Source organism: Pseudomonas sp. CROZ-RG-20F-R04-15 (assembly GCF_022662375.1).
GTDB lineage: Bacteria > Pseudomonadota > Gammaproteobacteria > Pseudomonadales > Pseudomonadaceae > Aquipseudomonas.
In genome coordinates this window covers 1-203 of record NZ_JAKNQL010000090.1, presented here as the reverse complement: position 1 = coordinate 203, position 203 = coordinate 1, and the positions used below count along the sequence as shown (strand labels likewise).

Sequence of the window (203 nt, the reverse complement as noted above, 5' to 3'; positions counted from 1 at the left end):
TACGAATATGCCGAAAATCTGCATCTGGTCAGTCGCCGCATCAACCCCGACGGCAGCCAACTGCGCTATCGCTATGACAATTCTCGTCTGCTGCTGACTGAAATCGAAAACGAGCGCGGCGAGCAATACCACCTCGACTACTACGCAAACGGCCTGATCCAGCAGGAAACAGGCTTCGACGGTCGTCGCACGGCTTACGAGTA

1 protein-coding gene is annotated in these 203 nt (G+C 55.2%); it reads left to right on the top strand.

Annotated features, from left to right (window positions below):
• A partial coding sequence (locus L8H52_RS30405) for a hypothetical protein (protein ID WP_242210176.1) occupies positions 1–203 on the top strand: 203 nt, incomplete at both ends.